The 23068-nt window shown below is 65.5% G+C and carries 20 protein-coding genes and 1 tRNA gene; 11 read left to right on the forward strand and 10 right to left on the reverse strand.

Annotated elements, in window-relative coordinates; genetic code table 11:
* Positions 1-140 precede the first annotated feature (140 nt).
* On the forward strand, positions 141-1127 hold the full coding sequence (locus AC3WJM_RS21645; RefSeq protein WP_307054137.1) for a bile acid:sodium symporter family protein: 987 nt from the start codon (positions 141-143) through the stop codon (positions 1125-1127).
* 3 nt (positions 1128-1130) lie between these two features.
* Here the strand turns inward: AC3WJM_RS21645 and AC3WJM_RS21650 are convergent, their stop codons facing one another.
* From AC3WJM_RS21650 to AC3WJM_RS21665, 4 genes are all read right to left on the reverse strand, one after another.
* The gene (locus AC3WJM_RS21650) at positions 1131-1751 is read right to left on the reverse strand and encodes a LacI family DNA-binding transcriptional regulator (RefSeq protein ID WP_059388898.1); all 621 of its coding nucleotides are present in this window, start codon (positions 1749-1751) and stop codon (positions 1131-1133) included.
* A 3-nt stretch (positions 1752-1754) separates the two neighbouring features.
* Complete coding sequence (locus AC3WJM_RS21655; protein WP_492272913.1) at positions 1755-2489, reverse strand: LysR family transcriptional regulator substrate-binding protein; 735 nt, start codon at positions 2487-2489, stop codon at positions 1755-1757.
* Positions 2490-2558: 69 nt separating this feature from the next.
* A complete protein-coding gene (locus AC3WJM_RS21660; protein ID WP_492272905.1) occupies positions 2559-3623 on the reverse strand; it encodes a sulfate/molybdate ABC transporter ATP-binding protein in 1065 nt (354 codons plus the stop codon).
* Positions 3620-4423, reverse strand: coding sequence for an ABC transporter permease (locus tag AC3WJM_RS21665; RefSeq protein ID WP_284988591.1), 804 nt, complete (start codon positions 4421-4423; stop codon positions 3620-3622). Before AC3WJM_RS21665 ends, AC3WJM_RS21660 begins: the two co-directional genes overlap by 4 nt.
* A 133-nt stretch (positions 4424-4556) precedes the next feature.
* On the opposite strand from AC3WJM_RS21665, the gene AC3WJM_RS21670 reads away from it, so the two are divergent.
* Together AC3WJM_RS21670 and AC3WJM_RS21675 are read left to right on the forward strand one after the other, a co-directional pair.
* Positions 4557-5006: a DUF5997 family protein gene (locus AC3WJM_RS21670; RefSeq protein ID WP_492272906.1), complete on the forward strand. Its 450-nt coding sequence runs from the start codon at positions 4557-4559 to the stop codon at positions 5004-5006.
* 150 nt (positions 5007-5156) lie between these two features.
* The gene (locus tag AC3WJM_RS21675) at positions 5157-5774 is read left to right on the forward strand and encodes a hypothetical protein (RefSeq protein ID WP_492272907.1); all 618 of its coding nucleotides are present in this window, start codon (positions 5157-5159) and stop codon (positions 5772-5774) included.
* 25 nt (positions 5775-5799) lie between these two features.
* Here the strand turns inward: AC3WJM_RS21675 and AC3WJM_RS21680 are convergent, their stop codons facing one another.
* The 5 genes from AC3WJM_RS21680 to AC3WJM_RS21700 all read right to left on the reverse strand — a co-directional run bounded on the left by AC3WJM_RS21680 (position 5800) and on the right by AC3WJM_RS21700 (position 12187).
* The gene (locus AC3WJM_RS21680) at positions 5800-6486 is read right to left on the reverse strand and encodes a GntR family transcriptional regulator (RefSeq protein ID WP_306964347.1); all 687 of its coding nucleotides are present in this window, start codon (positions 6484-6486) and stop codon (positions 5800-5802) included.
* Between the two features lie 34 nt (positions 6487-6520).
* Complete coding sequence (locus tag AC3WJM_RS21685) at positions 6521-8254, reverse strand: acetyl/propionyl/methylcrotonyl-CoA carboxylase subunit alpha (RefSeq protein ID WP_492272908.1); 1734 nt, start codon at positions 8252-8254, stop codon at positions 6521-6523.
* Positions 8251-9876 (reverse strand): 5-oxoprolinase subunit B/C family protein, encoded by a 1626-nt coding sequence (locus tag AC3WJM_RS21690; protein WP_492272909.1) that lies wholly within the window; start codon positions 9874-9876, stop codon positions 8251-8253. The genes AC3WJM_RS21685 and AC3WJM_RS21690 overlap by 4 nt, the downstream gene beginning before the upstream one ends.
* A complete protein-coding gene (locus AC3WJM_RS21695) occupies positions 9873-10631 on the reverse strand; it encodes a LamB/YcsF family protein (protein ID WP_306964343.1) in 759 nt (252 codons plus the stop codon). The genes AC3WJM_RS21690 and AC3WJM_RS21695 overlap by 4 nt, the downstream gene beginning before the upstream one ends.
* Before the next feature lie 164 nt (positions 10632-10795).
* On the reverse strand, positions 10796-12187 hold the full coding sequence (locus AC3WJM_RS21700) for a flavin monoamine oxidase family protein (RefSeq protein WP_307054144.1): 1392 nt from the start codon (positions 12185-12187) through the stop codon (positions 10796-10798).
* A 107-nt stretch (positions 12188-12294) separates the two neighbouring features.
* Between AC3WJM_RS21700 and AC3WJM_RS21705 the strand changes: the two genes are divergently transcribed.
* Positions 12295-13002, forward strand: a complete 708-nt coding sequence (locus AC3WJM_RS21705; protein ID WP_441432818.1) for a TetR/AcrR family transcriptional regulator — start codon at positions 12295-12297, stop codon at positions 13000-13002.
* A gap of 124 nt (positions 13003-13126) precedes the next feature.
* Here AC3WJM_RS21705 and AC3WJM_RS21710 read toward each other — a convergent pair.
* Positions 13127-13209 (reverse strand) — tRNA-Leu (locus AC3WJM_RS21710).
* A gap of 363 nt (positions 13210-13572) precedes the next feature.
* Here AC3WJM_RS21710 and AC3WJM_RS21715 point away from each other — a divergent pair.
* From AC3WJM_RS21715 to pknB, 7 genes are all read left to right on the forward strand, one after another.
* Positions 13573-14316, forward strand: coding sequence for an FHA domain-containing protein (locus AC3WJM_RS21715; protein WP_492272910.1), 744 nt, complete (start codon positions 13573-13575; stop codon positions 14314-14316).
* A 5-nt stretch (positions 14317-14321) separates the two neighbouring features.
* Complete coding sequence (locus tag AC3WJM_RS21720; RefSeq protein WP_059390255.1) at positions 14322-14804, forward strand: FHA domain-containing protein FhaB/FipA; 483 nt, start codon at positions 14322-14324, stop codon at positions 14802-14804.
* A gap of 3 nt (positions 14805-14807) precedes the next feature.
* The gene (locus AC3WJM_RS21725; protein WP_492272911.1) at positions 14808-16544 is read left to right on the forward strand and encodes a PP2C family protein-serine/threonine phosphatase; all 1737 of its coding nucleotides are present in this window, start codon (positions 14808-14810) and stop codon (positions 16542-16544) included.
* Positions 16541-17908 carry an FtsW/RodA/SpoVE family cell cycle protein gene (locus AC3WJM_RS21730; protein WP_059388888.1) on the forward strand — a complete coding sequence of 456 codons (1368 nt, stop codon included), beginning with the start codon at positions 16541-16543 and terminating at the stop codon, positions 17906-17908. Before AC3WJM_RS21725 ends, AC3WJM_RS21730 begins: the two co-directional genes overlap by 4 nt.
* Positions 17905-19362 carry a penicillin-binding transpeptidase domain-containing protein gene (locus AC3WJM_RS21735; RefSeq protein WP_059388886.1) on the forward strand — a complete coding sequence of 486 codons (1458 nt, stop codon included), beginning with the start codon at positions 17905-17907 and terminating at the stop codon, positions 19360-19362. The genes AC3WJM_RS21730 and AC3WJM_RS21735 overlap by 4 nt, the downstream gene beginning before the upstream one ends.
* The gene (locus tag AC3WJM_RS21740) at positions 19359-21170 is read left to right on the forward strand and encodes a protein kinase domain-containing protein (protein ID WP_441432820.1); all 1812 of its coding nucleotides are present in this window, start codon (positions 19359-19361) and stop codon (positions 21168-21170) included. The genes AC3WJM_RS21735 and AC3WJM_RS21740 overlap by 4 nt, the downstream gene beginning before the upstream one ends.
* A 6-nt stretch (positions 21171-21176) precedes the next feature.
* A partial coding sequence (gene pknB / locus AC3WJM_RS21745) for a Stk1 family PASTA domain-containing Ser/Thr kinase (RefSeq protein ID WP_492272912.1) occupies positions 21177-23068 on the forward strand: 1892 nt, incomplete at its 3' end.

Genomic DNA, 23068 nt, shown 5'->3' on the forward strand with positions numbered 1-23068 from the left:
CGCATTTGTTGTCGTTATGAGCCCTCAAAACGACAACAAATGCGAGTCAGTTGGGCTGGGAAACGACGGTCATCTGACATATTGGCCAGATCCGGGTCACGGATTGGGCGCACGTTCAACCACAGTGCCACGATAGAACGATGCTTGAGGCAACAACCAACCCCGCAGAAGCCCCCGTCCTGAATCCGGCACTGGCCGCGGAAGCCAAAATCGCCAGGATCGCGGTCACGGTCTTTCCCGTCCTCGTGGTCCTCGCCGGAGTGGCCGGTTTCCTGCTTCCCGACGCCTTCAAACCACTGGCACCAAGCGTTCCGTTCTTGCTGGGCATCATCATGTTCTGCATGGGCCTGACCCTTACCCCTCCGGACTTCGCATCGGTGGCCAAACGCCCGTGGGCCGTGGTTCTGGGCATCGTGGCCCACTACGTCATCATGCCGGGTGCTGGTTGGCTGATCGCGGTCGCGCTCAACCTGGAACCCCAGCTGGCAGTGGGCCTGATCCTGGTGGGCTGCGCGCCGTCGGGCACGGCCTCCAACGTGATGGCTTTCCTGGCGAAGGGTGACGTTGCGCTGTCGGTGGCCGTCGCCTCCGTTTCCACCCTCATTGCCCCGATCGTGACCCCTTTGTTGGTGTTTTTCCTCGCGGGTTCCTTCCTGAACATCGATGCCGGCTCCATGGTCCTGGACATCGTCAAGACGGTCCTCCTCCCGGTCATCGGAGGGCTGGCGGCCCGACTCTTCCTCAAGAAGCTCGTGCGCAAGGTGCTGCCGGCACTTCCCTGGGCATCCGCCGTCGTGATCTCACTGATCGTCGCCGTGGTGGTGGCGGGTAGCGCCGGCAAGATCGTTGCCGCGGGCGGCATCGTCTTCCTCGCGGTGGTTCTCCACAATGGCTTCGGCCTCGGCCTGGGCTACCTGGCGGGCAAGCTGGGCCGCCTCGATGGCAAGGCACGCCGGGCCCTCGCATTCGAGGTGGGCATGCAGAATTCCGGTCTTGCCGCCACTCTTGCGACCGCGCACTTCACGCCCCTGGCAGCGTTGCCGTCGGCCGTATTCTCCCTGTGGCACAACGTTTCCGGTGCCATCGTCGCGGCCTGGCTGGCCCGGAAGCCGCTCAAGGAGGGCTGACAGCTACGGCGTCTTGAACTCCCAAGGCGCCGCCTTGGTGGTTCCCGCGCCGATGGTGCGTCCTGCGAGCCGGTCAAGGAGCAGTGTGATGGCTCCTTCGAGCGCTTCCGGTTCCGGAGTCCCGCCCGCGGATCCGGGGGCCAGGACATCGAACCCGGCAGGCTGCATCGTGTCCGAAATGATGACCTGGGCTACTCCGCGCCTGGCCAACTCCCCCACCGTGAGGTCAAGAAGGGTGCCGGGCGGGAGAGCCCCGATGATGGCGCCGTCGGCACCGCCGGAGAGCATGAACCGCCGCCACCCTTCGCCGATGAGGATCACGGGCAAGTAGCCGTGCTGAGGCAAAATGCGTGCGGCGGCCGTTGCCAAGGCCCGGTCCCACGGCCATTCCAAGTCTCCGATGGCGATCGCCACGAGGTCGGTCTTGCCGCGGCGCATTCCGCGGGCCGCTTGATTTGGTACGTAACCCAGTTCCTTGGCCGCGGCCTGGACGCGCTCTTGTGTTGCTTCGCTGATGCGGGTGGTGCCACCGAGGCGCCCGGACAAGACGTAGGACACGGTGGTGAGGGAAACGCCGGCGCTCTTGGCGACGTCCCGGATGGTCGGCTTCGCTCCAAGTCCCATGGCCTAGCGCTTTCCTTTCTTGCGGGAGCCCTTGCCCCGGCCCTTGTCCGGGTTCGGGGCATAGCGCTGAGCGACTGCCGGCTTTTTGGCGCCGGTGCCGCGGCGGTCCGGCTTGGGTGCCTTCTTGGGCTTCTCCTGCTGCGCCGAAGGCTGCCTCGAGCTCTGGGCGGTTCGCCCCCGGACGATGCCAATGAATTCCTCGATGACCTCGCTTGAGGAGTCGCTCGGCCAGGCCAGGGCGATCTGCGTCCCTTCGGCCCCGGTCAGGCGCCGCGCTACCGTGTCCTTGACGTTGAAATGCCGGGCCACCGACATCGGTAGGATCACGAGACCGGCGCCCGAGGCCACCACCTGCATGGCCATCTCCGGCCCGCCCATCGCGGCGACATCCAGGAAGTTCTCCTCCGCGAGGTCCTCCAACGCCACCTCTTCGAACACCGAGATTTCGTGGCCCTTCGGGGCCACCACCACAGGCTGCTCTTCGTAGAGCGGGATGACGTGGAGTCCGTCGCGATCCACCGGCAGGCGGACAAAGCTGAGCTCCGCGGAACCGTCGCGCAGGACGTCCAGCTGCGCGCCGTCGTCGGACATGAACGAGTGCAGCGGAACGTCGGGCATGCGCTCTTCCCAGCGCCGGATCCATTTCCCGGGCGTCACGCCGGCGACGTAGGCGAAAGTCAGCCCCTGGGGGCCGCTTGTTTCGGCGTCGGAGGCGTCGGGGACGCCGACGGCGGGCAGGGATTCTTGATCGGATGGCACCAGTTCACAGTACCGCGCGGGCGGTAGCCAACGCAGCGCCCGCGCAAGCTACGCCGCGTACACCTGGACCGCCGTGGCCTTCACCACGAAGAAGACGCGCGAGCCAGGCTCCAGTCCCAGCTCGGCGGACGCAGAGGGCGTGATGTCCGCTGCCAGATCGCCGGCCCGGACCCTGATATGGTCCCCATGCGGTTCAAGATCAGTGATTGCAACCGGGAACGAGTTGCGCGGGCTGCCGTGGGCGGCGTCCAGGAAGATGGAAACGGCCGACGGCGGGAAAGCGGCGACGCCGGGCTCGCCCGGTTCCGCTTCGTCATCGAGGTGTCCCGCGACATGAAGATCGGGAAGCTCCGCGGTGGCGAGCGTCCTGAGTCCGTCCTCCGTGACGGTGCCGGACATGAGGTTCACTCCGGCCAGACCAGCGGCGAACTGGCTTCGTGGACGCCGGAAGACCTCGCGGGTGGCGCCTTCTTCCACAATCCTGCCCTTGTCCATGACGATTACGCGGTCCGCGAGCATGAGCGCATCCAGGACGTCGTGGGTAATGATCAGGGCCCGACGCCCGAACAGGACGCGTTTCAGGAGCCGGCGCAAGTGCGGAGCGGCGTGGATGTCCAGGGCGGACATGGGTTCGTCAAGGAGCAGCAATTCGGGACTGGCCGCCAACGCGCGGGCCACCGCAACACGCTGGGCTTGTCCCCCGGACAGCTGCCCGGGCTTCCTCCCGGCGAACTCCATGACGTCGACTTCGGCAAGCCAGTACCGCGCGGTTTCGCGTGATTCCGCCCGGGAAGCGCCTGCACTGCGCGGGCCGAAAGCCACGTTGTCGAGGACGCTCAGGTGCGGGAAGAGCAACGGTTCCTGGGCCAACAGTGCCGTACCGCGAAGGTGTGGAGGGGTCCATACCCGGCTGCCGCCGTCGAGGTCGAAGAGAACCTGGTCCCCTAGACGGGCAGAGCCGGCATCCGGCCGCACGAGTCCGGCCGCGACGGACAGAAGCGTCGACTTTCCGGCCCCGTTGGGGCCGAGGATCGCCACGGTTTCCGCTTGCCCAACGCTCAATGACACGTCGAGGTTTCGGGCACGAACGGTGGCGTCGATGTGGAAACTCACGCGGCGGCCTCCGCGGGAATGTCTGCGCGGTGGGGACGCCGGTAAGACAGTCCGACGACGATCACCGCCACGGCGACAAGCACGAGTGAAAGGGCGACGGCGGCGTCCGCGTCGGTCTCGCGCTGCAGGTAGATTTCGAGAGGCAATGTCCGAGTGACACCTTGCAGGCTCCCCGCGAAAGTCAGCGTGGCCCCGAACTCGCCCAGGCTGCGGGCAAAGGACAATACCGCCCCCGACGCAAGACCGGGAAGGACCATGGGTACGGTCACGCGGCGCAGGATGGTGGTGGGGCGGGCGCCGAGCGTCGCGGCAACGGCTTCGTATCGGTTGCCGGCCGTCCGCAAGGCACCCTCGAGGCTCACCACCAGGAACGGCAAGGCGACGAACGTCTGGGCCAGGACCACCGCCGTCGTCGAAAAGGCGATCTGGATGCCCGCGAGCTCAAGGCTCTTGCCCAAGAGACCCTGCCGCCCGAACGTGTAGAGCAGCGCGATGCCGCCCACTACCGGCGGCAACACCAGGGGCAGGAGGACGAAGGCACGGAGGAGCCGCTGCCCGCGGAAGGGCCGGCGGGCAAGGACAAGGGCCAAGGGGATTCCGAAGACCACGCAGAGCGCGGTGCTCGCTGCTGAAGTGCGGAGGCTGAGGCCCAACGCCGTGAGCGAGGAATCGGAGGTCACTAGCGGGATGAATTGCGCCCAATTGACCTTTGCGACCATGGCGGCCAGCGGCAACAGGACGAACAAGCCGCCCACTACCGCAAGGCCATACACCCACCGTGGAATCCCGCTGAAGTTCATCTGCGCCTACGGTACGCCGGGGCTTGCGTCACCAGGACTTTCCGGGCGCCCCCGGCGACTCGTATGTGCGGCATGGATTCATCCTAGAACAGCGGCTGTGCCACTTCGCTGCGGGGGCGGATACCCTTGAACCATGACCTCTGCAAACTCCCAGTCCATGAAGCCGGCCACCGTTGCCAAGAAACTTGGCATCTACCTGCCTGCAACACCCCAGGAGTTCCAGGATTCGGAAATCACCCGCGCCGATTTCGCCGAGCTCCAGGCCAACGCCCCGGAGTGGCTCTCCGAGCTCCGCCGGACGGGTCCGCACCCGCGTCCCGTGGTGGCACAGAAGCTGAATGTCTCCATCAGCGGCCTCGCCCGCGGCGGAATCACCGAGCCCCTGACGACGGCGGAAATCACCGAACTGCTGGCAGCTCCCCCGCAGTGGCTCGTCGTCGAGCGCGCCACGCACGCAGCCGTGCGCTCCGAGGCAAAGCGCATCAAGGAAGAAGCTGCCAAAAAAGAAGCCACGAAGGACGCCAAGACGAACGCCGCTGCCAAGCGGGACGCGCCCAAGGCATCCAAGCGGGACCACGCTTAAGCTCCAGCCGGACTTCCGCAGCAAGGCAGGGCACCCCGGCCAGGGTGCCCTGCCTTGCTGCCCTTAAGCCCGATTCGGGCTCTCGCCTCCAGGCCATCCTCGGCGCATACTGATTTCAAAGGGATGCGCATTCGCGTGGAGGTGGTCCGATTGCCCGCCACAACTGGAATCCAGCTGACGGTCTGGGAGATCGGGCTGTGGGCGGTCTTGCTCACGTGCGCGGTGGCCTTCACCGTCAACACCGTCCGGAAAGCGGTCATCCACGCAGCCCCCGACGGCGGCCGCCTCGCCTTGCAGGCGCCCCTCGGCCAACGCGATCGGGAACCCGTCAAAGAGCCGGACGCCACCTTCTGGAACATCTTCGCCGGACTCGTGGTGATTGTCCCCGCAGTCGTCATCCCCGCGTTGGGCTCGCCCGCCGTCGGGCTCTTGATGCTCTTCCTCGCCACGGGTGCCGCTGCCACCGCCTTTGCTGTCGGCCGGAAACTGGAGCAGAAGCGTCAAAATCGGAGCGGTTTCACGGAAGCGGCAGCCCGTCACGACGCCCTCTTGGCCCGCTGGCAACGGTATGAGCTGGATCCCGCCAAGGGCATCGACTTCCCCGGCATGAGCGACGTCAACGTTCCGCAAACCGCCGCGTTGGTCCGTGCGCTGCAGGAAGCCCAACGCTGCCGCCTCACCGCGGGGACGGACTATGCCCGCGCCGTCGAGCGGTTGGATGTGGCGATGGCCGAAGCCGAAGCGGCGGCGGGCGTTTCCGCACCGTAACTGGCTGGCGTCGAGTGCCCGCTGCCTACGGAATTGCCCCGATGTGCACCAGGAGTTCGTGCTCGGCACCGTCGAGGTAGCGGCGCAACTCGGCTGCGGCCTCTTCCCGCTGTCCGTTGCGGATCTGGGCAACCAAGGCGGCGTTCCGTTCCACATAATGCCCGTGGAAGTCGGGAGTGGTGGCCATTGCGTGGAAGACCAATCGCATCTCGGCCAGCACTTTCTCCATCAATGCGTCCAGGGAGGCGCTTCCGGACAGCGACACCAAGGCCTTGTGCAACTCCTGGTTGGCGTCCGCCATGCCGGCCACCGATCCCTCGGCAAGGGCGGCCCGGGCTTTGTCGACGATCACGTCCATAGCGTCGAGGGCTCCGGCCGGGACATCGCCCCACAACACGGCCGCCGGCTCGATCAGGCGGCGCACCCGGTAGATTTCGCGGACGTCGTCCGCTCCCGGGGCGGCTACGAACACGCCGCGGTTGGGGATGCGCTGGACCACGGATTCACCGGCCAGCACCGTAAAGGCCTCCCGCAGGGTGTTCCGGGAAACGCCGAGCGCCTCGGACAGGGCTTGCTCGGAGAGCTTCGTGCCGGGCGGCAACAGGCCGTCGGAGATGCGCTGGCGAAGCTGGGCGGCAACCCAAGCCCCGGTATGGGCGTGGGTGGCGTGGCCGGCGTCGGCGATTCCTTGAAGCGCAGCGTTCATGGGCATGCCCCAAATCTACCGAACGGCGACCGTGCCAACCTCAGCCGATGCTCGCGAGCACTTCTCCGCGCCCGACGGCGGTGCCCGGCTCGTGCGGACCGCGCGCCACGGTGCCGGATCGGTGCGCCGGGACGGTGGTTTCCATCTTCATGGCTTCCAACACTGCCACGGGCTGTCCGACTTCCACTGCCGCACCGTCCTCAACCAGCCACTTCACCAGCGAGCCGGACATCGGCGAGGCGAGCCCGGCGTCGTCGGCCGCAACAGGCGAAGGGGCAGCAACGACGGACCCGCCACCGCCGCTCATCAGCGCTTCGAACAAGCGGAGGGGGAGCCCAAGCTGCACCGCTTTGCCGTCCAGCTCCACCGTGAACGTGCTGCGTTCGGAGCCGGGGACCACGCGGGCGATCTCGGGAGAGGCGGCCAGATCCTCGGCGAACTCGGTCTCGATCCACGTGGTGTACACGCCGAGCTTGTCCTCCGAGGTGAAGGCCTCGTGGCGGACCACGGCCCGATGGAAGGGAAGCACGGTGGGCAAACCCTTGATCTGCATCTCGTCCAGGGCAACCCGGGCGCGGCGCAGGGCCTGCTGCCGGTCCTCGCCTCGGACAATCAGCTTGGCCAGGAGGGAGTCATATTCCCCGGGAACCACTGATCCGGAGCGAACTCCCGAGTCCACGCGGATGCCCGGACCGGTGGGCGCTTCGAAGACTTCCACGGTACCGGGGCCGGGAAGGAAGCCGCGTGCCGGATCTTCGGCGTTGAGGCGGAACTCGAAGGCGTGTCCTGTGGGCTCAGGGTCCTCGGTCAGGGAGAGGATGCCGCCTGCGGCGATCCGAAACTGTTCGCGGACCAGGTCCACCCCGGAGGTTTCTTCGGTGACGGGATGCTCTACCTGCAGGCGCGTGTTGACCTCGAGGAAGGAGATGGTGCCATCCACGGCCACGAGGTATTCCACGGTTCCGGCGCCGTAGTATCCCGCCTCACGGCAAATGGCTTTGGCCGATTCGTGGATGAGCGTGCGCTGTTCAGGGCTCAGGAAGGGTGCGGGCGCCTCTTCCACGAGCTTCTGGTTGCGACGCTGCAGGGAGCAATCACGGGTTCCGAGGACCACCACGTTGCCGTGCATATCGGCCAGGATCTGCGCCTCAACGTGCCGCGGTTGGTCCAGGAAGCGTTCCACGAAGCATTCGTCACGTCCGAAGGCCGCCTTGGATTCACGCACGGCGGATTCGAAGGAGTCCTCGATGTCCTCCAGGCGCCGCGCAATCTTGAGCCCGCGGCCTCCCCCGCCAAAAGCAGCTTTGATCGCCACCGGCATGCCGTGTTCCAAGGCGAAGGCAAGTACTTCAGCGGCGTTGGCCACAGGACCGTCGCTGCCCGGCACAAGCGGAGCCCCTGCGCGGACGGCGATCTCGCGGGCCGTCACTTTATTGCCCAACTCCCGGATCGACTGCGGCGCGGGGCCGATCCACGTGAGGCCGGCGTCAATGACGGCCTGAGCGAAGTCGGCGTTCTCGGACAGGAACCCATATCCGGGATGCACGGCGTCGGCACCGGCACGGCGGGCGACGTCGATCAGCTTGGCGATGTCCAAGTACGTCTCGGCGCCGGTGGAACCGCGCAGCGCGTAGGCCTCGTCGGCGAACCGCACGTGGAGGGCATCGGCGTCGGGGTCCGAGTACACGGCAACAGACTGCAAGCCCTCGTCTGAGCAGGCGCGGGCAATCCGCACGGCGATCTCGCCGCGGTTGGCGATCAGGACCTTTTTCATGGCTGGGTTCCTTCGGAGACAGCGCCGGCAACGGCAGGTTCAAGTGGTTCAAGGGTTGCGGGGTCCACGATCGTGAACCGCACGGTATGGCCGGGCGGCAATTGCGCCGCCGTCGGCAGGTCTTCGGGTACGACGACGGCAATCACCGGATACCCGCCGGTCACCGGGTGGTCGGCCAGGAAGAGGACCGGGTGTCCGCTGGGTGGAACTTGGAGTGCGCCGGCAACCGTACCTTCACTCGGGAGCTCGCTGGCGCCGCGGTCGGGGTTCCGTTCGAGCGGACGGTTGCTTCCCGGCCTGAGCCGGACACCGATCCTGTTGGACTGTTCGGTGGTGAGCCAGTCCTCCTGCGTGAGCGCCTCCAGGGCCCGTGAATCAAACCAGTCGTCCCGCGGGCCCAAGGTGATCCGCAGCTCCGAAGAGACCGCTCCTAGCCGGAGCGTGGATTCCTCGGGGGCGCCGACCATCTGGAAAAGCGGCGCTCCTCCCACGGGGAGGCTGGTCCCGGCCGACAGTGGCGCGGGACCGATTCCGGACATCGAGTCGCTTGAGCGGCTGCCGAGCACCGGATCAACATCAATCCCGCCGCGGACGGCAAGGTAGCTGCGGGCCCCGAGGGTCGGATCGCCCAGGCTGAGGGATTCGCCGTCCAGGAGAGCGAAGGGCGCGCACATCGCGGCGCGGCGGGCCGGCGCCCCGGAGGCATCGCGGATTTCCATGGGGACCACCGCCCCGGCAACCGCGAGTACCTGGTCGCCGGCGGCCCGGACCGTGAGTCCGCCTAGCACCGTTTCCACAACCGCGGTACCGGGTTCGTTGCCCACCAGGCGATTGGCCTGACGCATCGATTGCTGGTCCACGGCGCCCGCCGCTGAGACTCCCAAGTCCCCCAGTCCAGGGCGGCCGAGGTCCTGGACCAGCGATTGCAGTCCGGGTGAGTCCACCACGAGGGCGGGTCCGGTGAATTCGCGGGCGGCATGTGCTGCCGGAGTCAACGCGATGGCCTCGCGGACAGCGACATACCGGACCCTATCTCCTGGGCGGACAAGCGCCGGCGACTCCCGCTCGAGATCCCAGAGGACCGCCGTCGTACGTCCGATCAGCTGCCAGCCGCCCGGGGATTGCCGCGGGTAGACGGCGGAGAACGTTCCGCCGAGCGCCACGGAACCGGCGGGAACGGAGGTACGGGGCGAGCTGCGGCGGGGAACGTCGAGGCTGCGGTTCTCGCCGAGCAAGTACGTGAAGCCCGGGGCGAAGCCGCCGAAAGCCGCGGTCCAGAGCTGGCCCGTGTGCGCGGCCACCACGCCGTCCCGGCCCAGACCGGTGAGCATGCCCACCTCGGTGAGGTCCTCGCCGTCGTACACCACTTCGATAGTGACGTCGCGGGAACTGTCGAGCGGCACCGCGCCTCGATCAACATGCCCGACGGCGGCGCGCGCCGCGAGTGCCTCGGCATGCGTGCCGAACTTAATCAGTACGGTGGCTGCCGCGGCGACCGCATCGAGCTGGCCGGGCAGGGGCTCGGCAAGCAGCCGGGAATGAAACGCCAGCACGGAAGGGAGATCGGAAAGCTCCACCAGGAGGGCACGCGAGCCGGACCAGCGTATTCCCGTGAGGCTCACGCGAAGCTCCGCACGGTCACGCCGGCGGCTTCGAGCCCCGCGCGGACGGCGGCTGCCATGGCCACGGCGCCGGGAGTGTCTCCGTGGACGCAGATGCTTTCTGCATGGACGTCCAGGATGGAACCGTCGCGGGCCACGATTTTGCCCTCCGTTGCCAGGCGGACCATGTTTTCCGTGATGGCGGCGTGATCGTGGAGCACGGCACCTTCTTCGCGGCGCGATACGAGGGTGCCGTCCGCGTTATAGGCGCGGTCGGCGAACGCCTCGGCTACTCCCCGGAGCCCCCTCGCTTCCGCCTTGGCGAGAGCGACGGAGCCCGGCAGGAGAAGGAGCGGGAGTCCGGGACTGAAGGCATGGACGGCGTCGGCCACTGCCTGGGCGTGGACCTCGTGGTGGACGATCGTGTTGTAGAGGGCACCGTGCGGCTTGACGTACTTGATCTCGGAACCGGCAGCACGGGCCAGGGCTTGGAGTGCGCCGAGTTGGTAGAGAACGTCGTCGGCGAGTTCCGATGCGGAGCAGTCGAGGAACCGGCGGCCGAAACCCGCGAGGTCCCGATAGCCCACGTGGGCGCCAATGGTCACTCCGGCGGCTGCGGCGTCCCGGCAGGTGCGGGCGATGGTGCTGGGATCTCCGGCGTGGAATCCGCAGGCCACGTTGGCACTCGACACGTAGCGGAAGACTGCGGCGTCGTCCCCCATGGTCCAGTTGCCGAACGATTCTCCGACGTCGCTGTTGAGGTCAATAAAAGGCATTGTGATCCCCGTCTCAGGTTGAATACCTCACCATCATGCCTGAAATGCCAAGATTGTTCAACAATCTTGGTTGCGGGGCCAACTGCCCGGGTTCCACACGTGAGGTCTCGACCCTTTCAGCGAGCGAAAGGGACGAGACCTCACTTTTGGATTAGTACCTGTTCCTAGGCCACCGGTACCGCAGCGACGCGGCTGTTGGCGGCGACGATCCTGGCAGCCGTTGCCTGGCCCATCCGGACCGCTCCGTCCACGTGCTGGTAGCCTTCCGCGGCCAGATCGGAGGAGGACCAGAAGATGGGTCCAACGTTGGCGTGCTGGTCCTTGCCGTAGCGGTGCAAACCACCCAGGTCGTAGCTGGCCGCGTAGGCTCCGCGGGTCCATTCCTCGGAACCCCAGTCGGATTCGTAGTAGACCTCGGCATCCAGGGCCTTGTCGCCCAGGAAGCTCGCGATGGACTCAAGGACCCTCTTCTTGCGGTCCCCGGCGCTGAGCTCGAAGACGGCGTCCGCTTTTTCGTCCGAGATGAAGCCCACCAGGGTTCCGCGGGTGTCTCCGTGGTTGGTGTTGTCGTAGACCTCCTGGACCAGGGCGTCGGCGCCGAAGCCCGTGCCGGACAGGCCGTCTTCGCGCCAGAACGGCGTGCTGTAGACAGCGTGGACCTTGATGACCAGGCCCAGGGACTGGTGCTGGTGCATCTGGTGTTGGCGGCGCGGCAGCGGCGGGTTGTAGGAAACGCGGGAGTACAGGTTCGGCGGGACTGCCATGATCACGAATCGCGCATTGACGGTTGCGCGCTCGGACTCAACAGTGACGCGGTGGCCTTCACCCGCCGGCTCCCAATTGATGGTGCGGACCGGGCTGTTAAGTACGACATCGTCGCCCAGTTCCGCGGCGATCAGCAGGGAGACCTGCTGCATGCCGCCGATAACCCGCTTGTCCAGGATGAAGTCTTCGTCCGTCAGGTTGGAGAACGAACCTGCGGAAGCCGCCATCAGGACCGCTTGCAGCGCGGAGAAGGCATGGGCCGGCTTGGTGAGCATGCCTCCGGCGATGAAGAGGCCGATATTATTGCAGGCTTCCTCGTCCGTGGAGTTCTGGCGCAGCCAGTGGTGGAAGGAAATGGTGTCCAGTTCGCGGGCTTTGGGGTGGGCCCAGGGTTCCTCAGGGCCGATCTCGGCGGCGAGGCCATCCAGGATGGCGGTGAGCTTGTCCATCTCGGCTGCGGTGGTTTCGCTCACCGGGAAGGAAGCCCCGGTGTAACGGGTGCGGCTGCCGTCCGGCGCCAGGTAGACAGACTCGCCGTCGCGGTAGCGCGCGTACATCTTCAAGCCCAGTTCGTCCAGGAGCCCCATCAGGGCGGTCTGGTCAGGGGACACCCATTGTCCGCCGATTTCCAGCATGGCCCCGTCAATGGTGTCGGTCCACGTACGGCCACCGACGCGGTCGCGCGCTTCGAGCACGGCAACGCTGAGTCCGGCCTTCTTCAATTCGCGGGCGGCCGTCAACCCCGACGGACCGGCACCGACAATTACGACGTCGCGATCAAGATTCAACATGATGTCCTTTCTGTGGCCGTCCCCGTTGGCTGACCAATAAATGAATGACGTTCATTTATCTCAACTGTAGCTGCCTTGGCCCCGGCTGTGAAGACCCAAATGGAATAATGCTGAGGACACAGCCTCCAGAAAGGTCAGCGATGCCTGAACCCACCCCCGCTCCCGGCGAGACCAAAGCGCGCCGCAGGGCAGGCCGGCCGATGGCGGCGGTCCTGGACCAGGACGGCATCACTGCGGCGGCGCTGGAACTGATCAGCAAGAAGGGTTACGACGGCCTCACCATGGCGGCCCTCGCCCGCTCCCTGGGTGTCGCGCCGTCGGCCCTTTACAACCACGTGTCCTCCAAGGACGAAGTCCTCAAGCTCGTGGAAGAGGACCTGATGTCCAAGGTCGACTTCGGCGGTTTCAGCACGCTTCCCTGGGAGGAAGCCGTCCGGCAATGGGCATATTCCTACCGCGGTATCTTCGCGAGGCACACCCCGCTGATCTCGGTGATCGCGGTCCTGCCCGTGACGGACGCCCCGCAGACGCTCGCCATGTACGAAGCTGTGACGGAGGGATTCCTCCGCGCGGGTTTCCCGGAGAAGCAGATCATCCCGAGCATCGTGGCCCTCGAGGCCTATATCTTCGGCGCCGCTTTCGACGCTAACGCGCCGGCGGACATTTTCGATTCCGGCCGCTTGGCCGACTCCACGCCGCACTTCACCTCAGCTGTCCGCAGCCTGGGACCCGAGCGGAACAACTACCCGTCCGACCTCGCGTTCAGCATGGGCCTGGATGCGCTGATCACCGGGCTTGGGGCGCTCCGGGCGTAGCCCAACTAGCTCGCAGTTGTTGTCGTTATGGGCCCCCAAAACGACAACAACTGCGAGTCAGTTGGGAGTTCGGTGAGTTAAACAAAGGAACCCCGGTCAGAGACCGGGGTTCCTTTGAATTGCGTGCGCGAGGGGGGATTTGAACCCCCACACCCTTTCGGATACTGGCACCTGAAGCCAGCGCGTCTGCCGTTCCGCCACTCGCGCGCAACTTTCTTTCGCCCGGGCCGTACCAGGTTTCCCCGGCCTCACCCCTGCGAAAGCAGCGAGATCAAGCATAACGGACAACCTGTTGAAAACGCCAATCGACCCGGGACGGGGCCGTAAAACCCTGGGACGCCACGGATTGCCGGTCCCCCACATGATGCGGAAATCACGCGAGAAGCATCCCGGAATGATGCAGTCCGGCGAACTTTTCCGGCGTTCCGGCCGTTGTGGAATAAGGCCATTCACAGTCTTGCCCAGTAGTATCGGGGTTGAAGACAGGCTTCCTGCGTGCGCTCCGGCCACTGCGGGGATTCGTCTTGGCTACTGATACTGCCGGGTCAACGAAGCGGAAGGAGAAGGACCATGGGCTTGCTTGACAGGGTTGAGCGTGGCATCGAAAAGGCCGTCCGAGGCGTCTTCTCCACCGGGTCGCGGGCGCGGGTGGAGCCGGTGGAAATCGCCAGCAAGCTTCGCCGTGAACTGGACAACAAGTCCATCACCATTTCAGCCGGCCGAACATTGGCACCCAACGTTTTCGACGTTCTCTTGAGCGATGAAGACTTCGCGCGCGCCCAGGACTGGGGAACTCCCCTGGCCGAAGAATTGTGCGACGTCGTCATCCAGCACGTGCGCAGCCAAGGTTACATTCTGCAGGGTCCCGTACGGATCTCCTTCCGTCACGACGATGCCCAGCGCGAAGGCCATTTCGAGATCACGTCCCGCACCGAGAAATCCGGCGGGGCTGCCGCGCCCGTTGCTCCCCGGCCCGTTGTGCCCGCCGCTCCGAGCCGCGAGCCCACACGGCTCCAGCCTGTCCTGGACATCGGCGGACATCGCTATTCCCTCAACGCGCCTTCCATCGTGCTGGGCAGGTCATCCGAAGCCGACATCCTGGTGGACGATACCGGCGTCTCCCGCAAGCACTTGGAAATCCAGACGGCAGACGGAGTCATCCGCGCCGTCGACCTCGGTTCCACCAACGGAAGTTACGTCAACGGCCATAAAGTGGACGGCAGTGTAGAACTTACTGACGGATCCACCATCACCATGGGACGGACCAAGATCATCTTCAGACTTCTCCCCCAGCCCTCTGGTGGGCGCCCGTGAGCGACATCAGCGAACTGACCATCACCGCACTCCGCTTCGGCTTCCTGCTGTTGCTCTGGATACTGATCTTCAGCATCGTCTCGACCATGCGTCGCGATCTCGTGATCGGCCGCAAGGCAGCCATGGGAACTCCGACGGCGCGCGAAGTACGCAAGCATCCGGAGCTCGCCCCGGCGCCGCCCCAGCCCGTGAAGCAGCAGGCGCACCAGCTCGTCGTCGTCGAGGGCCCGCTCAAGGGCACCACGCTTCCTTTGGCCGCGAGCCCCATTCTGCTGGGCCGCGCACAAGAGGCCACCTTGGTCCTCGAGGATGATTATGCTTCGGGCAGGCACGCGCGCTTGTTCCCCCAGGGCAGCCGATGGTTCATCGAAGATCTTGGCTCCACCAACGGCACCTACCTCGCCGATCAGCAACTGACCCGAGCCCTGCCGGTGGAGCTTGGCGTCCCCGTGAGGATCGGCAAGACGGTCATCGAATTGAGGGCGTAGCCCATGGCTTCCCCCCAGCCTTCCGAAGGCAAGGCGCTGCCTCCGGAGCTCCCCCTCATCATGCGTTACGCGGCGCGGTCCGACGTCGGGCGTGTCCGCTCGAAGAATGACGACTCCGCATATGCCGGCCGGCATCTTGCCGTCGTCGCGGACGGCATGGGCGGGCACGCGGGCGGGGACGTCGCCTCGGCATCCACCGTGCTGGACATGATCCACCTCGATCACGATTCCTACCCGGACGGCGCGGAAACAGTCCTCGCGGACGAAATCCAGACTGCCAATTCCCTCCTCTCCGAACTCGTCCACGTAGACCCGAAGCTCGCGGGCATGGGCACCACGGTCACCGCCCTGCTGCTCGAAGGCAGGCGGCTGCACTTCGCGCACATCGGCGATTCCCGCGCCTACCGCCTGCGCAATGGCAAATTCGAGCAAATCAGCGTGGACCACACTTTCGTGCAGAGGCTGATCGACGAAGGCCGGCTGCGCCCCGAGGAAGCCGAAACCCACCCGCACAAGAACGTCCTCATGCGCGTCCTGGGCGACGTGGACGCCAGCCCCGAGCTGGACCTCGACGAGCTCGACGTCGAACCGGGCGAACGCTGGCTCCTCTGCTCCGACGGCCTGAACTACGTCCAAGGCGCAGTCGTGGAGCAAGTAGTCCGCGAAACCAAGGACCTCGCCGAATGCGCCGAGCTCCTCATTGAGCTCACTCTCGCCAACGGGGCTCCGGACAATGTCACCGTGGTGCTGTTGGAAATCGTGGAAGAGACCGGCGATAACCTCAGCACGGCCGCCGTCGACGTCGTCCCGGAAGCGCAGGTGCCGCCGAAAGCGGCCGATCCCGCGAAGTCCGCACCGAGCAAGGACAGCGCGCACGGCAGCGATGCGGCGGCCCCGGCCAAAAAATCCGGAGCCAACAGCCCCGCGGCCGGCGGGGTCACGCCGGCCGTAGCGCCGCCGGAAACCAAATCCGACGTCGGGCCCTCCGCCGCCGCGGAGCCCGCAGCGCCGGGTCCTGTAGCGGGTTCCGCAAAACCTGCCGGGACCACCGAGCCTCCGACGGCGACAGACCCGCACCTTGGCGAGCACCTGTCGGCGGAGATCCTCCGCGAAGAGCTCGCAAGCCGTCCGCACGAGCTGGTCGGGGCTGCCGCGACCGCGGCCGATACGGGTTCGATCCCGACCATAGCCGGACGCAGCGTTGCACGCCGGGCTGCCACGGTGCTGACCCACAAGGCCGAACAGGACCGCCAGGATCCGCAACCGCTTGTCGCCCGGAAGCGGCGCTGGTTGACGCCGGCCATTGCCGCCGTCTTGGCCATCTTCGTGGTCGCCGGGCTGTGGCTCGGCTATGCGTGGACGCAGACTCGCTACTACGTCGGTGAATTCAATCAGCACGTCGCAATCTTCAACGGCATTTCGCAGAGCCTGGGCCCGTTCCAGCTCTCGAAAGTCGAGGCCACGACGAACATCCGCATGGATTCCTTGCCTGAATTCACGCAACAAGTCGTTCGCCAGACCGTTCCGGCGCGGGATCTGGCCGATGCCCAGCAGATTGTGAAAAACCTTCAGGAAAAGGGCACCACCGGGCTTCCAGTCACATGCCCCACAGGCACGGCCAAACCGACGGCGAGTCCCTCGCCCACAACAGGCCCCACGCCGGCGAGCCCGAGTCCCTCGAACCGGCCAACATCGTCGCCGACGTCCACGGCGGTCCCTACGTGCGCGGTGTCCCCATGATCCTGGCCACCACCACACCCAGGCCGCGCCGCAACGTCGAGCTCGTCCTGCTGGTCCTTGCCCTTGCTGTGGGAATCGGCGCCAGCGCGATGGTCGGGCTCAACAGTCCGGCCGCGTTCGACGCCGATTTCTGGTTCCAGTCGAGTCTCTTGATCGTGGCGGCATTCGCTTTCCACATGATCCTCAGGTTCCGCGCGAAATATGCCGATCCGATCATCCTTCCGATCGTGGTTGCACTCAACGGCTTGGGACTGGCCCTGATCCATCGCATGGACCAGCCTGGCGAGGACACGGGAAACAACCAGTTGCGCTGGACCCTCCTGGCCATGGCCGTGTCAATCGTTGTGATCTGGTTCCTCAAGGACCACCGCATCCTTCGCCGCTTCACCTTCATCTCGCTGGCGGCCAGCGCGGTTCTCCTTGTATTGCCGCTGGTTCCCGGAATCTCCGCCGGCGAGGTGCTGGGCGCGAGCGTCTGGATCCGGATCGGTCCCATGACTTTCCAGCCCGGCGAAATCGCCAAGATTACCCTGGCTATATTCTTCGCAGGCTATCTTTCCTCCAACCGGGACCTCATCCTGCTTGCCGGCCGCAAAATCGGCCCCATGCAATTGCCGCGCTTCAAAGATCTTGGCCCCATGATCACGGCTTGGCTCGTGAGCATCGGCATCCTCGTGTTCCAGCGGGACCTCGGCACCTCGATCCTTTTCTTCGGCTTGTTCATCGTCATCATCTATGTGGCAACAAGCCGGATCAGCTGGGTAGTCATCGGCGTCGCACTGATCCTGGGTGGCGGATTCCTGGCGTCCAGGTTCTTCTCGCACGTCGCGTTCCGCCTGGACAGCTGGTGGAACGCCTTCACCCCGGAAGTCTTCGACCGGTCCCCGGGCGGCAGCGGACAGATCGTCCAGGGCCTCTTCGGCATGGCCGACGGCGGCCTCGGAGGCACAGGGCTCGGACAAGGCCGGCCGGATCTGGTGCCGTTCGCCAACAGCGACATGATCGTGGCCCTCATCGGTGAGGAACTGGGACTGATCGGTCTCTTTGCCGTCGTGATGCTCTACATGCTGCTCTTCACCCGGGGGTTCCGCGCTGCTCTTGGCGCGCGGGACGCGTTCGGCAAACTCTTGGCTTGTGGCCTGTCCTTTGCCATAGCGCTGCAGTGCTTCGTGGTGATCGGCGGCGTCACCCGGCTGATCCCGCTGACCGGACTCACCACTCCATTCCTTGCGGCAGGCGGTTCCTCCTTGCTTGCCAACTGGATCATCGTGGGCTTGCTGCTCATGATTTCGAACACCGCGCGCGGCCCGGTGGACACTACGCCCATTACCCATGCCCCCACAGAGGCGGTGCAGACCTCATGAACCATTCCATACGCAATGCGTGGATGGCAGCAGTTGCCATGTTCGCCCTCCTCTTTGGCGCGATCAGTTACGTCCAGGTCATCGGCGCCGGCGACCTCAACGACAATCCGTGGAACCAGCGCGCTGTCCTGGCGAACTACTGCAACGACCGCGGTGCCATCATCGTGGGCGGCAAGCCAATCGCCGAATCCGTTGCCGGAGACGAAACCTGCAAGTACCAGCGCAGTTACGCCCAGCCGGAGCTTTATGCGGGGATCACGGGATACTTCTCCAGGACCTATGGGTCCACCGGGCTTGAGCAACAGCTCCGGGATGAACTGGCTGGCAGCTCCGACCAACTCTTCCTGGACCGTGTGAGCCAGATTTTCCTTGGGAGCCAGCCGAAGGGCGCCTCGGTGGAATTGACCCTTGATCCCGTGATCCAGAAGCTCGCCTACGACCTCATTCCTGACGGCCAGCGCGGCTCGATCGTCGTCACCAATCCGAAGACGGGCGCCATCATCGCGATGGTCTCCAAGCCGTCCTATAACCCCAACCTGATCGCCACGCACGATCCTGCCAAGGAGAAGGCCGGTTACGACCAAATCAACCAGGTCCCCGGCATCAACCTGAACCAGTCCGTGAGCGGACCCACCGGCGAGCTGTTGGCGCCCGGTTCGGTGTTCAAGCTCGTCGATACGGCGGCAGCATTGAGCTCCGGGAAGTACAACAAGGACAGCGTCCTGCCGAACCCGGACAGTCTGCCGTTGCCCGGTTCCAGCGCCTCGCTGCCCAACTATGCCGGGGGCAACTGCTCCACCCGCAACACCGCCGATTTCGCTTTCGCCCTGGAACAGTCATGCAACACGCCCTTCGCCAGCATTGCCCTGGACCTGGGCCAAAACGCGATCGCGGACCAGGCCAGCAAGTTCGGCTTCGGACAGGATTTCGGGGACCAGCTCAAGCTGCAGTCCGCGGTCAGCGTCTTCCCCAAGAACCTGGACCAAGCAGCGCTGGCCCAGTCCGCCGTCGGGCAGCGTGACGTCAGGGCCACTCCGCTGCAAATCGCCATGATGACCGCCGCTATTGCCAATAAGGGCGTCCAGATGAAGCCGAACCTCATCAAGACTGTGCGGGCACCTGACCTGCGTGTCATCAGCGAGCCCAAGGCCGAGGCGCTGCGTACTTCCACCACGCCCGATATCGCCAACCAGATCACGCAGTGGATGACCGACGTCGTGTCCCAGGGCATTGCGAGCGGCGCCGCAGTGCCGGGAGTCCAGGTGGCCGGCAAGACCGGTACCGCGCAACTCGGCGATTCAGGCTTGAACAACTCATGGTTTACCGGGTTCGCCCCGGCCAACGACCCGCAGGTAGCCGTCACCATTGTCATGGAAGGCGTTGATGTGTCTACCGGCGCAAAGCTAACCAGTCCGAACGCGAAGAAGATTTTTGAGGCGGTGTTGAACAAGTGAGGCCTACGTCAGGAATCACCCTCGGCGGCAGGTTCCAGCTGACCAGTCGCATAGCGATTGGCGGCATGGGAGAGGTCTGGAGGGCCAAGGACCAGATCCTTGGCCGGATCGTCGCCATCAAGGTACTCAAAGAGGAATACACGGGCGACCCCGGGTTCCTCCAGCGGTTCCGCGCCGAGGCCCGCCACACCGCGTTGCTCAATCACGTGGGGATCGCCAACGTCTTCGATTACGGAGAGGAAGACGGCTCCGCCTACCTGGTCATGGAATTGGTGCCGGGTCAGCCGCTGAGCAGCATCCTGGAGCACGAGCAGGTCCTTTCACCGGACCGCACCCTGTCCATCATTTCCCAAACCGCCCGGGCGCTGGCCCCTGCACATGCCCAAGGCCTGGTACACCGGGACATCAAACCGGGCAACCTCCTGATCACGCCGGATTTCCGTGTCAAGATCACCGACTTCGGTATCGCCCGTCTCGCCGACCAGGTTCCGCTCACGCAGACCGGCCAGGTCATGGGTACGGCGCAATACCTGGCTCCGGAGCAGGCCACGGGACAAACAGCCACAGGCGCCTCGGACATCTATTCCCTGGGGATCATCGGCTACGAGTGCCTTACAGGGCACCGTCCTTTTTCGGGAGAATCCCAGATCGCGATTGCGCTGGCCCAGGTCAACGACGCCCCGCCGCCGCTGCCTGAAAGCCTGCCCACCCCCATTCGCGCCCTGCTGATGTCCATGCTCGCCAAGGATCCGAAGAACCGTCCCGCGGATGCCATCAAGCTGGCCGAAGCCGCGGAAGCGATCCGCGCTGGCGATATCGCAACGGCACACGCGGCCGTCCCGGGGATGTTGCTGTTCGAATCCGCCACGGGCCCTATCACTGCCCCTACGGACATTGCCACCGCGCCCACCGGCATCGTCACCTCGCCCTACGGCAGGGAAGCACGGTCGACGTCGACGTCGGCGCTCCCGGTGATTGGCGCCGCCGCCGCGGGAGCCGCTGCGGTGGGGGCTGCCGCCGAAGGTGGAAATCCGCTGGCCCGTGCCAATGCCCTGGCCGCCGAACGCAGCTTGGATCAGGCCGACGAGCACAACGCGTACATCCATGAAGAAGAGGAGTACCAGGAGCAAGAGCCGCCGCGGAAGAAACGCAGCCCGTGGACGTGGCCGCTCATCGCGCTGATCGTGCTCGTGTTGCTCGCCCTGGTGGGGGCGCTCCTGACCCAGTCAGGGTTGTTCTCGCCGAGCAGTCCAGCACCGGCTAGCACCACTCCTCCGTCCCAGGTCTCGAGCGCACCGCCAACCTCGGCAAGCCCGAGCCCCACGGAAACCTCGGCTACCCCGACGCCCACTACGTCCACCCCGGATACCATCAACCTGATCCCGGAGCAGTACAAGGGACAGCCGTACGACAAGGTGCGCTCGGACCTCAATGCACTCGGCCTCGCGGTCAACGGAGTCCAGGTCTTCGATCCATCCACGCCCGGCACTGTCATCGACATCAATCCTTCCGGCCCGGTGGCCAAGGGATCGACCATCACCGTCAGCTACTCCAAGGGACCGCAGATGGTCACCGTGCCGACCATCGGCAAGGGAGCCACCGAATCACAAGTACAGGCCGCTATCGAAGGTGCGGGCCTGCGCTGGGTCACTGGAGCCACCGTTGACGGAGCAACCGGCCAGGCGCCGGGAACATTCGTCAGTTCCGATCCCGCGGCCGGGCAGAAAGTACCCGCCGGGTCCGTCGTGACCTATCACTTGTCCAAGCCGAACTCGAACCCGTCTCCTTCCACTAAGACCACCCCGTAGGACACCATGCCAACCGGACGCTCTACACCTGCCCACAGAGAGGACAGCACCCCAATGACATCCCAGCGCGTCCTCAACGGGCGGTACGAACTCGGTGAATTGCTCGGCCGTGGTGGCATGGCCGATGTCTACAAGGGCGTCGACACTGTTCTTGGACGAACCGTGGCGGTAAAACTGCTCCGCGCCGATCTCGCCCGTGATCCGCAGTTCCACGCCCGCTTCAAGCGCGAGGCGCAGGCGGTGGCGGCCTTGAACCATTCCTCGATCGTCGCTATCTACGACACGGGCGAGTACACGGTGTCCGGCGGGCCGGGCGAGGACGTCCGGGTCCCATACATCGTCATGGAATACGTGTCCGGCCGGACTGTCCGCGACCTGATCCGTGCCAAGGAACTGGACATCGATCAGGCCATCGAGTTCATCCTTGGGGTCCTTGCCGCCCTGGAGTACAGCCACAAGGCCGGGATCGTCCATCGCGATATCAAGCCGGCCAACGTCATGGTGACCGGAGAGTCAAACGACGTGAAGGTCATGGACTTCGGAATCGCACGGGCGATGGCCGATTCCGCGGCAACCATGACCCAGACGCAGGCCGTGGTTGGTACTGCCCAGTACCTGTCGCCCGAGCAGGCCCTCGGCGAGACCGTGGACGCCCGCAGTGATCTGTATTCCGCGGCGTGCCTCCTGTTTGAAATGCTGACGTCCCGTCCTCCGTTCACGGGAGACAGCCCTGTCTCGGTGGCCTACCAGCATGTCCGCGAGATCCCGGAGCCCGCCAGCACCTTCAATCCAGCCGTTTCAGAGGCACTCGACAGTGTCCTGGCCAAGGGCCTGCAGAAGAATCGCGCCGATCGTTTCCAGGATGCGGCTGCCTTCCGGCGGGCCTTGCGTGCGGCCAAGAACGGCGTTGCGGTCCCGGCCCTGGCCGCCGGCACCCCAACGGACGTCACGGAGGCGGTGCCGTTGACGCAGCCGATTCCGGAAGGCGGCTTGGCGCGCGGCCTGGTGGGCGCCGAATTCCTGGACAGCACCCTGAGCGGAGGGCCGGAAAACGGCCTGGCCGCCGGCGGCCAGGACATGCTGGCCCGGGAGGCGGCGGAGTCTGAGGCAGAGCACGACGGCGCCATGCCGCTTGGTTTCGCCCCTGAACGCGAGCGGACCGCCCGGCAGAAGTCCCGCCGTCGTGCGTGGACCGCAGTGGTTGTTATTTTGGTGCTACTGGTCTTGGCCGGCGGCGGATTCTGGGTGTACAGCACGGTGAACCAGAAGCCGACCCCGCCCCCGTTGATCGCGGTACCGGCGGTGGCCGGCATGAGCGAGGCCACGGCGTTGCAGACGCTGTACGGCGCCAATCTCAGCCCGGAGTCGCACCATGTCCCGGATGACAAGGTCCCCAAGGGGACTGTGATCAGCACCGACCCTGGCGTGGGGTCCCAAGTGGCGCCGAAATCGCAAGTCATGCTGAACGTTTCTGACGGGCCGGTCTCGGCGACTGTCCCTGCAGGCCTGAGCGGGCTCACCGAGGCCGCTGCACGCGACCTCCTGCGCCAGGCCGGACTCGTGGGTGGGTCGAGTACTTTGGCCAATAGTGCCACCGTTCCCGCGGGCTCCGTCATCAGCACCAAGCCCGCTTCGGGAGCTGTAGTGGGCGTGGGCAGCACCGTCGACCTGGTGGTGTCCACGGGCAAGGTAGCCGTGCCTCAACTCGTCGGTTTGAGCGAGGCCGATGCAGAAGCGCTGCTCAAGGCGAACGGCCTGGCCATCTCGGTCACCGAACAGGAGAACTCGCAAGTAACCCCTGGAAAGGTGACGGGCCAGGGCGATGCCTTCAATTCCCTGGTAGAGCAGGGCAAGACCATCAGCGTGATTGTCGCTAAGGCTCCCGCCCCGCCCCCGAG

The sequence above is a fragment of the Arthrobacter sp. FW306-1B-G06A genome (assembly GCF_058781765.1).

What these genes read in the sequence shown, in the direction of transcription:
- AC3WJM_RS21645 (WP_307054137.1), top strand. Translation starts at nt 141, where the DNA reads ATGCTTGAGGCAACAACCAACCCCGCAGAAGCCCCCGTCCTGAATCCG.
- AC3WJM_RS21695 (WP_306964343.1), bottom strand. Translation starts at nt 10,631, where the DNA reads ATGCCTTTTATTGACCTCAACAGCGACGTCGGAGAATCGTTCGGCAAC.
- AC3WJM_RS21680 (WP_306964347.1), bottom strand. Translation starts at nt 6,486, where the DNA reads ATGCCCATGAACGCTGCGCTTCAAGGAATCGCCGACGCCGGCCACGCC.
- AC3WJM_RS21700 (WP_307054144.1), bottom strand. Translation starts at nt 12,187, where the DNA reads ATGTTGAATCTTGATCGCGACGTCGTAATTGTCGGTGCCGGTCCGTCG.
- AC3WJM_RS21730 (WP_059388888.1), top strand. Translation starts at nt 16,541, where the DNA reads ATGATCCTGGCCACCACCACACCCAGGCCGCGCCGCAACGTCGAGCTC.
- AC3WJM_RS21670 (WP_492272906.1), top strand. Translation starts at nt 4,557, where the DNA reads ATGACCTCTGCAAACTCCCAGTCCATGAAGCCGGCCACCGTTGCCAAG.
- AC3WJM_RS21705 (WP_441432818.1), top strand. Translation starts at nt 12,295, where the DNA reads ATGCTGAGGACACAGCCTCCAGAAAGGTCAGCGATGCCTGAACCCACC.
- AC3WJM_RS21725 (WP_492272911.1), top strand. Translation starts at nt 14,808, where the DNA reads ATGGCTTCCCCCCAGCCTTCCGAAGGCAAGGCGCTGCCTCCGGAGCTC.
- AC3WJM_RS21735 (WP_059388886.1), top strand. Translation starts at nt 17,905, where the DNA reads ATGAACCATTCCATACGCAATGCGTGGATGGCAGCAGTTGCCATGTTC.
- AC3WJM_RS21715 (WP_492272910.1), top strand. Translation starts at nt 13,573, where the DNA reads ATGGGCTTGCTTGACAGGGTTGAGCGTGGCATCGAAAAGGCCGTCCGA.
- AC3WJM_RS21650 (WP_059388898.1), bottom strand. Translation starts at nt 1,751, where the DNA reads ATGGGACTTGGAGCGAAGCCGACCATCCGGGACGTCGCCAAGAGCGCC.
- AC3WJM_RS21685 (WP_492272908.1), bottom strand. Translation starts at nt 8,254, where the DNA reads ATGAAAAAGGTCCTGATCGCCAACCGCGGCGAGATCGCCGTGCGGATT.
- AC3WJM_RS21665 (WP_284988591.1), bottom strand. Translation starts at nt 4,423, where the DNA reads ATGAACTTCAGCGGGATTCCACGGTGGGTGTATGGCCTTGCGGTAGTG.